The 12,925-nt window shown below is 40.2% G+C and carries 11 protein-coding genes; 3 read left to right on the top strand and 8 right to left on the bottom strand.

Annotated elements, in window-relative coordinates:
- Positions 1-87: 87 nt before the first annotated feature.
- Entirely contained in the window at positions 88-249 is a 162-nt protein-coding gene (locus H6G86_RS13765) for a hypothetical protein (protein WP_190934794.1), read from the bottom strand.
- A 744-nt stretch (positions 250-993) separates the two neighbouring features.
- Between H6G86_RS13765 and H6G86_RS13760 the strand changes: the two genes are divergently transcribed.
- Together H6G86_RS13760 and H6G86_RS13755 are read left to right on the top strand one after the other, a co-directional pair.
- Positions 994-2,526, top strand: a complete 1,533-nt coding sequence (locus tag H6G86_RS13760; RefSeq protein WP_190934793.1) for a hypothetical protein — start codon at positions 994-996, stop codon at positions 2,524-2,526.
- A 125-nt stretch (positions 2,527-2,651) separates the two neighbouring features.
- Positions 2,652-3,317: a class I SAM-dependent methyltransferase gene (locus tag H6G86_RS13755; RefSeq protein WP_190934792.1), complete on the top strand. Its 666-nt coding sequence runs from the start codon at positions 2,652-2,654 to the stop codon at positions 3,315-3,317.
- Here H6G86_RS13755 and H6G86_RS13750 read toward each other — a convergent pair.
- The 3 genes from H6G86_RS13750 to H6G86_RS13740 all read right to left on the bottom strand — a co-directional run bounded on the left by H6G86_RS13750 (position 3,297) and on the right by H6G86_RS13740 (position 5,763).
- Positions 3,297-4,250 carry an alpha/beta fold hydrolase gene (locus tag H6G86_RS13750; protein WP_190934852.1) on the bottom strand — a complete coding sequence of 318 codons (954 nt, stop codon included), beginning with the start codon at positions 4,248-4,250 and terminating at the stop codon, positions 3,297-3,299. The two genes, H6G86_RS13755 and H6G86_RS13750, sit on opposite strands and share 21 nt — an antisense overlap.
- Positions 4,251-4,269: 19 nt before the next feature.
- Complete coding sequence (locus tag H6G86_RS13745) at positions 4,270-4,776, bottom strand: DUF4112 domain-containing protein (protein ID WP_190934791.1); 507 nt, start codon at positions 4,774-4,776, stop codon at positions 4,270-4,272.
- An 87-nt stretch (positions 4,777-4,863) separates the two neighbouring features.
- Positions 4,864-5,763 (bottom strand): YihY/virulence factor BrkB family protein, encoded by a 900-nt coding sequence (locus H6G86_RS13740; RefSeq protein ID WP_190934790.1) that lies wholly within the window; start codon positions 5,761-5,763, stop codon positions 4,864-4,866.
- 176 nt (positions 5,764-5,939) lie between these two features.
- Here H6G86_RS13740 and H6G86_RS13735 point away from each other — a divergent pair, with 176 nt between their 5' ends.
- Entirely contained in the window at positions 5,940-6,404 is a 465-nt protein-coding gene (locus tag H6G86_RS13735; protein ID WP_190934789.1) for a hypothetical protein, read from the top strand.
- A gap of 208 nt (positions 6,405-6,612) precedes the next feature.
- Here H6G86_RS13735 and H6G86_RS13730 read toward each other — a convergent pair whose 3' ends face one another.
- From H6G86_RS13730 to H6G86_RS13715, 4 genes are all read right to left on the bottom strand, one after another.
- Entirely contained in the window at positions 6,613-9,081 is a 2,469-nt protein-coding gene (locus H6G86_RS13730) for a two-component system response regulator (RefSeq protein ID WP_190934788.1), read from the bottom strand.
- Positions 9,082-9,102: 21 nt separating this feature from the next.
- Complete coding sequence (locus H6G86_RS13725; protein WP_199338267.1) at positions 9,103-10,185, bottom strand: sensor histidine kinase; 1,083 nt, start codon at positions 10,183-10,185, stop codon at positions 9,103-9,105.
- A gap of 209 nt (positions 10,186-10,394) precedes the next feature.
- A complete protein-coding gene (locus H6G86_RS13720) occupies positions 10,395-10,823 on the bottom strand; it encodes a response regulator (protein WP_012410037.1) in 429 nt (142 codons plus the stop codon).
- Between the two features lie 20 nt (positions 10,824-10,843).
- The gene (locus H6G86_RS13715; protein ID WP_242064811.1) at positions 10,844-12,337 is read right to left on the bottom strand and encodes a sensor histidine kinase; all 1,494 of its coding nucleotides are present in this window, start codon (positions 12,335-12,337) and stop codon (positions 10,844-10,846) included.
- Positions 12,338-12,925: the final 588 nt, after the last annotated feature.

The following is a 12,925-nucleotide window of genomic DNA, read 5'->3' as shown; positions in this document are numbered from 1 at the left end:
CGTAAATGACAAAAGACGCGATTAATTGCGTCTCTAATAAGTAATAAGTCAATTAAATTTGATTCATATTATTGTAATTTTGTCAACCTACCAAAAAACAGAAATAATTGCAGGCGCTTGGTCAATTTGGCTAATGGGGGCGGGTTTCATGTCTCGGTAGTCCAGCAGTTGGACTAAGATCAGGTAAGCGATCGCTAAAATAACCGAAATCGCACCTGTAAGAATAGCAATTAATTTTGAACGTTCCATCAGTATTTCCTATATTTAAAGTTATTGTGCTGTGTCTATATCCCAATAAGTTCTAGTTAAGGCTTGATCGTCCTAACCCTACTTAAAAAGAGGAGACGCTGAAAGCGTTAGTGAGTCTGCCAAGTCAGAGGTTCCTCCAATTCAAACAAGTGAGTGGTCTGGGCTGCACAAAATATCACAAACCCAAGCGTATTAGCCTATATCTACATTAATACTTCACATACACACCACATAGTTACCGATATACTCATAGTTGTTCAAAGCAATAGTTTAGTACGTTGCATCTACCTATTTACAGCAGTTTTCTTTTGTATGAAGTACAAAGAGCTACAGGTTTTGAGGCAGGATAGTGCAGCGTTGCAGCAGCAGACAGATCGCTTTTAGCGTCTCCCCTTGGGAGAAGGCAAGAGATAGAAACTCTATCTGATGCGTGAGTTCTGCATTTGTACCTAAATTATTTGCAAAATACTGTATCTTTACATAGTTCAATTGTTTCATACCCACCTACTTATTGCAATCATATATGAAGATAGAGTTTTGCTTGCACTGCAAACATTTGCAAACTCTAAAAGGTGTGGCAAAACATAGCAAAGTTAAGCATAAAGTTAAGTACTAATAGACTCATAATTTTTCTTGATTACAGTTTTTAGGCATGATGAGTAATGAAAAGATAACAGAGTTTCTGTTATCTTACTAGGATATTAACTACTGCAAATAGTCACTTAAATATAAATTTAAATTTCCATGATTAGTATTGCTAAATTAAATAAAATTGACTTTATAGTTTTGATTACTATTATCATTATTGGTCTGATACATTTACCTTTTCCATTTGACGGAGATCAAGCATTCTTTAGGCTAGGTGCTTTGGAAATGCAACAAGGAAAGGTACTTTATCGGGATTTTTGGGATATTAAACAACCGGGAATTTTCTCATTTTATTTTTTAGCAGGAACTTTATTTGGTTTTAATGAGATTGGCATCCATGTATTTGAACTTATTTACATGGTATTTTTTTCGATAATATTGCTACTGACCCTAAAAAGCTATTTTCGACATCAGATAATTGCAAGTCTAGTACCTTTGTTAACAGTTGGCGTTTACTATATTGTTTCCGGTGCTTGGCATCTGACTCAAGTAGAAGCACTGGTCGGGTTTCCTTTATTCCTTTGTCTTTGGGTTACTTTTAAATCTTTTACAAAAGAAGGAAAGCAAAGATTTTATCTGCTTTTACTGTCAGGCTTTTTAGGCGGAATTGTTCTTTTATTTAAATTTTTATTTCTGCTGATCTTGATTTCATTTTGGCTAAGTATATTGATGTATTCTATACTAATAAAACGCCACAGTATTCAAAAAAACTTCATTGAGATTTTTATCCCAATTTTTATAGGAGTTACATTTCCTCTTTTGGTTGTTGCGAGCTACTTTATCTCAGTTAATAGTTTTGCGATAGTGTTTAAGACATTTTTTATATATCCACCGATGATTGTAGCTAATGCTGCATTTAATAAAACTAATTTTGTTTTGGGAATAAAATGGTTATTACAGAATTTTTATTCTTTAATTTTAATGACTGCTGTTGCAGTATATGTATCATTGTATAAGTCTAAGAATATATTGACTTTGTTACTTGTTGTTTGGTGTATTTTTGCTTTGTCTGTTATTCTTTTACAGGGAACAGCATTGTGGGAATACCATTATTTACTATTGTTTGTACCTATAGGTATTTTAGCAACTAAGGGATTAGATATATTGTGGGATTCGTTAAAAGGATTAAAGTCTCGAATCCCAACTATTTTGCTGGTATTTTTATTGTTCTTACCTTTCTCTTTCACTCTCGTAAAAAAGAGTATTACTCTGGTTAATAATAATTTTGCTTTAACTGAAGATACACGATTGCAATATCAGGTTGTCTTTAGACCAAAATATTCATCTCTTCGTTCAGAAGCTAATTTTATCTCTCAACCAGGAAATCTTGTTGGTGATATTTATGTAGCTGGCGATCCATCTATTTACTATTTTTCTGGTAGGAATCAAGCTACAATACTACGTGGTTGGGCTCTTGAATATTTTTTATCTGAGCAATGGTCAGCACTTATAAAGCAGTTGAATTCATCAAAGCCTCCCTATATTTTTATTGATTACGAACCGCAGGCTATAATCAAAGAAAAATTTCCAAATCTACTGGAATTTATTGAGCAAAAGTATCAGATTTTACGTCAAGATAATAATGGTATTTGGTATATCTTGAAGGAAGACTGCGAAGTGAGAATTTAGCCTGGATTTCTCACTTGTGAGAAATCCGGGTTAGAGGATATTTTAAAAGTCCTCTTGTCTGATGTTTGATAAACCACTTTTAGGCGATAGTATAACTGTAGATTATTGCTATTTTCTCATCTACCATGCCAAAACAGTCTATAGGTCTTGATGATCAACTCTATAATTACCTTTTATCCGTTTCACTGCGGGAACCAGAGATTCTTTTGAAGTTGCGCCAAGAAACTGCCAGTCATCCCAGAAGCACAATGCAGATTTCACCAGAACAAGGGCAGTTTATGAGACTGCTAGTACAGCTGATTGGAGCCAAGAAAACCTTAGAAGTTGGTGTATTTACAGGTTATAGCTCGCTCTCAGTGGCTTTAGCACTTCCTGATGATGGTAAAATTATCGCTGCTGATGTGAGTGAAGAATTTACTGCGATCGCCCGCCGATATTGGCAAGAAGCCGGAGTTGCCCATAAAATCGATCTACGATTGGCTCCAGGTTTAGAAACTTTAGATCAGCTGTTGGCAACTGGACAAGCTGAGACATTTGATTTTGCTTTTATTGATGCTGATAAAGAAAATTATGATGGATATTATGAGCGATCGCTGCAATTATTGCGTCCAGGTGGCTTAATTGCGATTGATAATGTTTTATGGTCAGGACAAGTTGCTGACCCGGAAAATCAAGATGAAAGCACCCAATCGATTCGCGCACTCAATGAGAAGTTACATCATGATGAACGGGTAACACTCTCCCTTGTCCCCATTGCCGATGGACTTACCTTAGCCATCAAGCGGTCTTAGTACAGTTTCACCATCCCGTAAAAATTCTAGAATCGCTGCATTCAACTCCTTAGAAGAACCACTTGAAGCGTCATGATAGCAGTTAGACAAAATTTTTAATTTGGAATTTGGGATATGCTGATGTAATTTTTCACCATGAGTAGCAGGAAACCAACTATCTTGATCGCCCCACAAAACTAGTGTAGGACACTTAATTGCACTTAGTTTATTTTGAATTTTGGTAAGCATATTTGGCTTATTTGCTTGCCAATTCTCAATTTCTCGCGCTGCTATTTGTAACTCTTCGGCAACTTTGACAATCGTACCAGGAAATTGAATAAAGGGGTAAGTTATCCAATAGACATCTTCTGTTGTCAAAATTGACGGATCAAATAATACCCCACGTCTTTCTATTGCCATAATTTCTCTTAATAGAGGTGCAAACAAATATGCCAGACGTAAGGAGTCAATTGTTTGGATGATTTCTAGAGGAGTTTGGGCAAGTAATCCCATAGCCCAATGGGGCAGACGTTGGGCAAAAACAGGTACATTTACTACTACAAGCTGCCCGATTAACTGCGGATTTTCTTGAGCAAGAGCAAGGGCAACTAATCCCCCCAGAGATTCCGCTACAATCACTGCTGGTTCATCACATAATGCCTGAATAATTCTTTGAAACTCAATAACTTGATGACCGTTGTGTTCTCGACGAGACAATGGTTTTTCAGAAAATCCAAAACCTTTGGCATCAAAACAAATTACCCGAAAATATTTAGATAATTCTGTTACACTGTGTCGCCAATTATAGCTCCAACTACCCATGCCATGTAATAAAATTAGCGGTTTCCCTCTACCTTTTTCGCCATAAGAAATTTGTACAGGATAGCCTTTAGCATCAGTAATAATTAAAGTTTGCCGTCCTTTGGGAAAAGTCGCTTGCCACCAATCTTTCATTCCATTATCTATCAATAATTTAACCACCAGTTAAAGCGTTCCAGAATATTCTAATTAGTATCACGGGTAATGCTACTAAAACAATGGATATCAGCAACAATCCAACCAAAAGAGCAATGATAAATAACCTGTCTGCACTCTTTTGCTCGCTAGGAAACTTTAAGTATTCTTCCAATAGCTTGATATTATTAGTGTTAGCTCTCCAGGCAAAATCAAAAAAGTCTCCCAAAACGGGGACAGTGCCTACCAAGCCATCAACGATCACATTTACAACCATTTTACCTAAAGTGGCTCTAGAGACACCCAGCCGCGCTGCTTCTAGGATGATGTAGCTAGAAAACATGACTCCCAAAAAATCACCACCAATAGGTATAAGTCCTAAAATTGGATCTATACCAAAACCAATCTTCGTACCAGGAATAGTAATAACATTATCTAGCAGCCGACTTAACTGACGCAGGCGCTTCAAGGTGGGTGCTTTAGCATCAGGTTCAATCATAGAAAACCGGGTAGGAGAATCTGGCATGAAAGCAATCGCTAATTTTGCATTGAATCGTTAGATATTTTACTCCCCTACTGAGCTTTTGCAAAAGTTTTCTCAAGGATTTACAAATTAATATTTTTCGTTAGATTGTGATTGCGCTTTTAGGCGCATATCTTCACCGACTGTCACGTTCAACTGATCGCCGATTAACAGTACAGCAGCGCTCATAGACAGCCAGAGCATTAAAACTATCACAGCCCCTACAGCACCATATACTTTATTATAATTGCCAAAATTCGCCACATAAAGCCGAAATAGGGCAGATAATATTGCCCAGAAAACAGCTGCCAAAATTGCTCCAGGCATCATTGGCGTGCCTGAGTTCCATACACTTGGCCCATAGCGATAGACAAAGCCAAAAGCAACAGCAACAATACTTAAAGCTAAAGGCCAGCGTAATAGCTGCCAAAGATGTAATAAGACGATCAAGGAACGATTTTCGCGTACTACCATTCCCAAAAGCCAATCGCTGGTAAACACTAAGAAAGAAGCCAGCACTAAAAGCAACATAGTACCAACTGTTAATCCCAGAGAGACGAGCTTGGCTTTCCAAAAGGGACGCATATTTTCTGAAGGAATCTGATGAATTTGGTCGAGGGCTGTCATAGCGGTACTCACCGCCCCAGAAGCAGTCCAAATTGCTAATACAAAGCTCAGAGAAAATAAGCCACTGTTTCTAGAATTGGTAATTTCTGTGGTAGCAAAATCACGAATTAGAACCAGAGCTTGTTCGGGTAGGATTTGACTAAGTTGGGCCGCTAGTTGTTTAAAGGTAGCTTGTAAAGATTCTGCCAATAAACCAATGGCTGTGAGGACAGCAAGAATCGCTGGAAACAGCGATAACATGGCATTGAAGGCGATTTCTGAGGCTAGTCCCAAAAGTCGTCTTTCCATTGTCCTAGCAAAAGTTTTTTTGAGCGTGCGCCAATTGAGGTAGTAAAAAAAGCGAAAAAAACGAGGCTTTGGCATAATTTAGAGTTAAAACTGGTTAGGTTTCTTAACTACTGTGCCAAATTTTGCGTAGCGATCGCATTTATCTTTTTACCGCAATAATACCGAGTAGGGAGAGCGGGGAGGCAGGGGAAGCAGGGGAGAGTGACAAATGACTAATGACAAATGACCAGTGACAAATGACTATTTAATTTATGAATCAAGATTTTACACAACAGTGGTTGACAGAAATCCAGGAACTCAGAGAACAGATGGCGGTACTTCAGAGCGATCGCGATACGGCTTGGGAAAGTGCCCAAAAATGGCGACAGCTTTACAACACAGAAGCAGAACAACGCCGCACAGATGCCCAACTATCCCAACAGGCGATCGCATCACTCAAGGCAGACTTGCATAAACTCCGGGGTCTTGAGGTCGAGACACTGGCTGCTGGGACATCACTAACAGCGATTCAACAAGAGATAGAACAACTAAAATCTGTGGAGGAGTTACAAACTAAACTCATCGCCGTAATCAAAGAACGCGATCGCCTCTTGCAAGCTTTGAAAACTGAGCAAGATAATCATGGCCAAACCCGCAATAGCCTTACTACTGCTTTGGGTGATGCAATTGATAGCTTGACACAGGAACGAGCCAAAGGAGAAAAAGAAAGTCAATGACCAGTGTGAACTTCGGTGATTTTGAATTTTTACAGCAGTTTTCAGGTATTTAGACCACGACTGAGACGGGGAAAGGGAAGAGACGCGATAAATCGCCGTCTTTACAATAATCAGTCCTTTGTAGAGATGGTGATTTATCGCGTCTTTGTGATTTTCATAAAAAAACCTTAACCGAACCGTATTCAGAGTGGTGTAGGTAACGCTATCCTTATCCCGGCTGAATGCCAGATACAATTAATGTTTCTATAGACTTGCTATCCAGGGGTTGGGAGAAAAAATATCCCTGTGCGTATTTGCATTTCATGGCTCTAAGTTGTGACAGTTGCTCTACCGTTTCTATGCCCTCTGCTATCACATCTATATTTAGACTCTCGGCTAGAGTGATGATCGCCTGAACAATCTCCAAGTTTTCTCCATTAGCACCAATCTTAGTAATAAAAGAACGATCAATCTTCAAAGCATTACTTGGAAAGCGGTGCAGGTAACTCAACGATGAATAGCCTATGCCAAAATCATCTAAGTGTAATTGGATATTCATCTGTTGTAGTTGCAAGAGCATAAAAGTTGCTGACTGAATATTTTCCATCAGTACGCTTTCAGTAATCTCCAACTTTAAATTACTGGCTTCCAGGGCAGTCTCTTGCATAATTTGGTTAATTTGCTCAATCAGATCGGGTTGTAAAAACTGTTTAGTGGAAAGATTTACACTGATTGTCAAGGGTGGATCGGTTGGAAATTGGATTTGCCAAGCACGCATCTGCCGACAAGCCTCGCCCAATACCCAGTAACCAATAGGGATAATCAACCCAGTTTCTTCTGCTAGTGGAATAAAGCTGTCTGGAGGAACTAATCCGTGTTGCGGGTGTTGCCAGCGAACGAGAGCCTCGAAGCCAACAATTTTGTAAGTTTCTAACAAAACAATTGGCTGGTAGTAAACTTGAAACTCCTGACGTTCAACTGCCCGTCGTAGATCCATCTCTAACTCTAATAGCTTCGTGACTTGGGTGTACATGGTTGAGTCAAATATCTCATGGCGTGCCTTACCCAATGCTTTAGCGCGATACATTGCAATGTCAGCGTCGCGCAGGAGTTGCTCTGGTAGGTTGTAACTACCCTTGCTCACGACGATGCCAATGCTGACGGTGGTAAAAACCTCATATCCTCTGAGTGTGAACGCAGATGTCAGAGCTTCGTGTATCCGCTCCACTACGCCTATTGCGTCATTGATGTTGTTGATATCATCAAGCAGAATTGTAAACTCATCTCCCCCAAGACGGGCAACTGTGTCTCCAGCACGCACACAGTTTTCCAGTCTGCGAGCAAGGGCAGTTAGTAGTTGATCGCCAATCATGTGACCGAGACTGTCGTTGACAACTTTGAAGCGATCTAAATCTAAAAAGAGAACAGCGAATTTATAGTCCGCACGTCGTTTTGTCAACATCAGCGCCCGTTCTAGCCGTTCCATAAACAAGGCGCGGTTTGGCAGACTGGTTAGTATATCGTGAAAAGCATCATGAATTAATTGTGCCTCCGCAAGTTTTAGAGCAGTAATATTGCGAGAAATACTCAAGACAAAGTATACTGAGCCGTCGCTAGCCAATTCAGGCACAAGACGGGTATGGTAATGTCTTGTTTGGGCAGCGATCGCTAAAGTACATTCAAACTCTGTTTCTTGCTTAGTTTGGAAAACTTGCTGAAGCTTGCGATCGCATATCCGGCAAAATTCTTCTGGTAGATTTAACTCTGCGTTTGTTTTGCCAATAAATGTTTCGGCTGATATCCCTGTAACCTTTTCAATAGCTGGATTAACGTAAATGTAGCGCAATTGAGTGTTAAATCTGGAAATAATATCAGGTGCATTTTCAACTAGTGCTTTGAATTCTTGCTGGCGACGCGCTAGTGCCTCCAATATCTGCTTGCGCTCGGTGATATCCTGAAAGACAAGAACTGCACCCGTGATGTTACCGTTGTCATCTTTAATCGCTGCAATACTATCATCAATTGGGATTTCTTCACCGTTTCTAGCAATAAGTATAGTCTGTTCTGGTAGACCGACAGTAACGCCAGATCGAAGGACTTGCGTTATCGGACTTTCAATTATTATCCGAGTTTCTTCATGAGCAATATTGAATACTTCTGTTGCTTCTTTACCAAACGCATCTGAATAATTCCAGCCCGTCAGTTCCTCCGCAATAGAATTCATAAAAGTCACAGTTCCAGATGCGTCGCTAGTAATCACAGCATCTCCAATACTTTTAAGTACAGTAGTCAGCCATTGTTCATTCTGTTTTAATTTTTTTTCCGTCCGATGTTTGGAAAGGGTAATTTCAATAGTGAACTTTAATTCTTTTTCTTTAAAAGGCTTAAGAATGTAGCCAAACGGCTCTGTTACCTTTGCCCGATCCAATGTTGATTCATCTGCATTAGCAGTAAGATATATTATTGGAACATTAAAAATATTATGAATTATCTGAGCAGCCTCCACACCGTCCATCTTTCCTTTGAGATGAATATCCATTAGAACTAAATCTAGAGAATCATCTGCTGCTTTCTTAATTGCTTCTTCTCCAGAATCGGCAAGCCCCAGAACAGTGTATCCAAATTTCCTTAGCCGACTTTGTATATCCATTGCCACGATGATTTCATCTTCAACAACTAATATATTTACTGGGTTCATGATTTTATTTATCTTATGAAATTAGATATTTTTAGCCGGAAATATAATTTTATACTTCACTCCGTTATAACTGATAAAATCAATATTGCCTTGTAGCTGATGTGTTAGGCCTTTTACTAATCGCAGTCCTAACGATTCTGTAGCTTGAAAGTCAAAATCTTGGGCAAAACCAACACCATTATCACTGATAGTAAGTGTAAATAAATTTGCTTCTATGGAGCAAAAGGCAATACAAATTTCTCCCGTTTCTCTTTGGGGAAAAGCATATTTTAAGGAATTTGAAATAAGTTCATTGATAATCAACCCGCAAGGAATAGCTGCATCAATGGCGAGAAAAACCTCCTCAACGTTCATTTTCAAGTTAATAGCGCTGGAATTAACGTTGTATGAATAAAATAAATTAGTTACTAAATCTTGGATATAGTCAGCAAAATTAATCTTTGCCAAGTCTTGAGATTGATATAGTTTCTCGTGGATCAAAGCCATTGATTCAATCCGGTTCTGGCTATCTTTGAATACCTCAAGAGCTTGATTGTCCTTGAGATATTCTGCTTGCAGGTTGAGCAGACTAGAAATAATCTGTAAATTATTTTTTACCCGGTGATGAATTTCTTTCAATAGCACCTCTTTTTCTTGAAGCGATGCTTTAATCTGCTCCTCTGCTTGTTTACGCTCTCGTCTCACCTGTGCCTCACGCAATTCGCGGGCAACAGCAGGGATAAGTCGCGCTAAATTGCCTTTGATAATGTAGTCATGGGCACCAGCTTTCATGGCGGCTACTGCGGTATCTTCACCAATCGTGCCTGAGACGATAATGAATGGCAGGTCAAGTCCACTTTCCTTAACCTGCTTTAATGCAGCAGGGGCGCTAAAGGTGGGCATGGAATAATCACAGATGACAATATCCCATGTTTGCTCTGCGATCGCCAAAGGCGGGGCTTCTCTCCGAGAGGCTTCGCCAACGCCCATCGCAGCTTTCATGGCTGTGGGTGTATCAACCCTTTCAAAGGCTACTTCATAGCCACCACGTTGCAGTTCACGTAGCAACAAAAAAGCGTCGTCTTCTGAATCCTCAACAAGTAATACGCGCAGTGGTATACCCATGTAATTCGTAATTCGTAATTCGTAATTCAGAAAGTCAGCTTTGTATATTTTGGAGGCAGGAGGCTCAGTTGGAAACCAATACTTCCCGCTTTGTGCATTTTTAACTCGGAATTGGGTTTGGGGAAAAGGTTAAAGGTTAAAGGTTTTTTCTTTCCCTTTCCCCTTTCCCCTTTAACCGAGAAGTATTGCCCCCTGCCTTCTTTAGTAAGCTATACCCTTGGCGGTGATTCGTTTAAGACAAACCAGTACAACCCTAGTTGTCGCACTGCTTCACTGAATTGGGAAAAGTCTACTGGTTTCCGAACATAGCTGTTGGCACCCAAGCTGTAACCATTGATTAAGTCTTGCTCCTCCTTGGACGAAGTGAGAATCACGACGGGAAGGATTTTTGTCCTTTCGTCAGCCCGCAGGTGTCGCAAAACTTCCAGACCATCCATTTTAGGCAACTTCAAATCCAACAGGATGAGATTCGGCATAACGCTCATATCGCGGTCAGCGTAAACACCTTTACCAAAGAGATAATCTAGGGCTTGTACCCCATCGCGTGCCACTACCACCTCGTTCATAATGTTGTTTTTCTTCAGTGCCCGTAAGGTTAACGCTTCATCGTCAGGATTGTCTTCTACTAATAGAATCATGTTGTATATTTTCCTTATAGTTAAAGGGTGAAGTAAAATGTTGCGCCTTGCTCCACTGCGCTTTCTGCCCAGACACGACCACCGTGACGGTGAACAATCCTTTGCACAGTAGCTAATCCGATACCAGTGCCTTCAAACTCAGTCATGGCGTGCAGGCGCTGAAAAGCACCGAAGAGTTTCTCAACATAGGCCATGTCGAAGCCTGTGCCATCATCACGGACAAAATACACATGGGTGTCATCTTGCTGCAAAAGCCCAAATTCTATGCGTGCTTTTTGATGTTTTCCTGTAAATTTCCACGCATTACCCAGCAGGTTTTCTAGGACTATCCGTAACAGATGAGCATCACCATTAGTAACCAATCCTGGTGCGATCGCAAACTCTACTTGGCGTTCTGGTTGGGTTTTGTGCAACTCTGTAGTGATCGCCTCCACCAGTGCGCTTAGATCAACCTTTTCGGAACGCATTTCACTGCGCGTCAATCGTGACAGATTTAGTAAATCGTCGATCAGTTGTGCCATTCGCTGGGTGGCTGCACGCACTCGCTGGAGGTAGTTTTGGCCTAGTGTGTCTAGCTTGTCAGCATAATCTTCTAGTAGTGCTTGGCTAAAACCGTCGATACTACGCAAGGGGGCCCGCAGGTCGTGAGACACTGAATAACTAAATGCTTCCATCTCTTTGTTAGTCGCTTCGAGTTGTGCTGTGCGTTCTGCAACTCGCTGCTCAAGCTGGACATTCAGGCGCAGAATTTCTGACTCTGCCTTTTTGCGCTCATTAATTTCAGTTTGCAATTCCTCGTTAGTGTTTCTCAGTTCGGCAGTCCGTTTGTTAACCTCAATTTCTAATTCATCGTGAGCTTTTTGCAGAGAATTTTCCATCCGCCTGCGTTTGACGAGTTCCTGATTGGTGATTGTGGCTGCTAAACCGACGATAACAGAAGCTATAATGCTGCCAAAAATAGTCAGCACAGTTGTTTGATGAGCGCTGGCGTTCGCCTCCATTGAGCGCTGTTTCAACAACTCATTCTCTTCATTCTCCATAGCTGTAGTGAGCATTCGGATGTCCTCCATGATCTGCTGACCCCGATCTGTCTGAACTATTTGCAGTGCGGACTCTAAATCTTTGCTCCTTGCGTTAATCGCCTGTTCAATGAAAACCAGTTTTTTGGTAATCAAGGGTTCAAGGCTATCGAGCCGCCGTTGTTGATTGGGGTTATCCGCAGTCAATTGGCGCAGAGCCTTAAGTTTTTGAACAATCTCGCCAGTTGCTGTGCGATAGGGTTCGAGATACCGCTTTTTGCCCGTGAGAAGATAGCCCCGTTGTCCAGTTTCTGCATCCTTGATCTGTGACATTACTTCTTTTGTCTTTTCAAGTACCTCGCGTGTATGTGTTACCCATTGAGCGTTTTCTCTATACTGAAGCAAACTCAGATACGAAACTACGCCAATACCAGTCATAATTGCTACTGCTATTACAAAACTGCCCGTATTCTTTTTGTAAATAGCCCATTTCATTTTTTACCTTCCTAATTGAAAAAGTAGCTGTTGACTAAACGGTGAGCCAGCCCTTTAGACGGTTAACAGTCGCTCTATACTGGCATTAGAGCATTACCCTTCGCGTGGCTAGCAGCCCCAGTTCAAGTGGCATATCTTCGTTCCAGCAAACAATATCCATGAAAAAATTGGCTTGCTGAATAAGAAGTATGAAAATGATTTTGTTTAATATCAAAACCCATATAGAGAAGCGATATATCGCTTCTCTACCTTTCGATTCATACTATAAATCAACAATGCCAAAAGTTTTTCACGGTACTACCCATCATGGTGGTGCTAAATAATACCAAATTTTTAACTATTAGAGCAAACTAGCTCTAATAAAGGATATCTATATTAGTGAATTATTGTGAGCGTATATTTTCTGACTCATAAGAAGTCAAATAAGAAATTTTGTTCAATTATTCAGTATATTTCCCCAGCTATATTCAAGAGATTTTCGCTTGCATAAATCATGTCAATGTGATATGCAACTTCAGCAATTACACTTAAAAATCTTTGATACTATTAGCTTGATATTGAATTGACTAGTGAAATACGTAGATTAGA

This window comes from Nostoc sp. FACHB-133 (assembly GCF_014698055.1).
Classification (GTDB): Bacteria; Cyanobacteriota; Cyanobacteriia; order Cyanobacteriales; family Nostocaceae; genus Nostoc.
This window is presented reverse-complemented; position numbering and strand designations above follow the sequence as displayed.

Excerpts from the sequence above, each read along its gene's own strand:
- H6G86_RS13765 (WP_190934794.1), bottom strand. The coding sequence starts at position 249 with ATGGAACGTTCAAAATTAATTGCTATTCTTACAGGTGCGATTTCGGTT.
- H6G86_RS13760 (WP_190934793.1), top strand. The coding sequence starts at position 994 with ATGATTAGTATTGCTAAATTAAATAAAATTGACTTTATAGTTTTGATT.
- H6G86_RS13755 (WP_190934792.1), top strand. The coding sequence starts at position 2,652 with ATGCCAAAACAGTCTATAGGTCTTGATGATCAACTCTATAATTACCTT.
- H6G86_RS13750 (WP_190934852.1), bottom strand. The coding sequence starts at position 4,250 with ATGAAAGATTGGTGGCAAGCGACTTTTCCCAAAGGACGGCAAACTTTA.
- H6G86_RS13745 (WP_190934791.1), bottom strand. The coding sequence starts at position 4,776 with ATGCCAGATTCTCCTACCCGGTTTTCTATGATTGAACCTGATGCTAAA.
- H6G86_RS13740 (WP_190934790.1), bottom strand. The coding sequence starts at position 5,763 with ATGCCAAAGCCTCGTTTTTTTCGCTTTTTTTACTACCTCAATTGGCGC.
- H6G86_RS13735 (WP_190934789.1), top strand. The coding sequence starts at position 5,940 with ATGAATCAAGATTTTACACAACAGTGGTTGACAGAAATCCAGGAACTC.
- H6G86_RS13730 (WP_190934788.1), bottom strand. The coding sequence starts at position 9,081 with ATGAACCCAGTAAATATATTAGTTGTTGAAGATGAAATCATCGTGGCA.
- H6G86_RS13725 (WP_199338267.1), bottom strand. The coding sequence starts at position 10,185 with ATGGGTATACCACTGCGCGTATTACTTGTTGAGGATTCAGAAGACGAC.
- H6G86_RS13720 (WP_012410037.1), bottom strand. The coding sequence starts at position 10,823 with ATGATTCTATTAGTAGAAGACAATCCTGACGATGAAGCGTTAACCTTA.
- H6G86_RS13715 (WP_242064811.1), bottom strand. The coding sequence starts at position 12,337 with ATGAAATGGGCTATTTACAAAAAGAATACGGGCAGTTTTGTAATAGCA.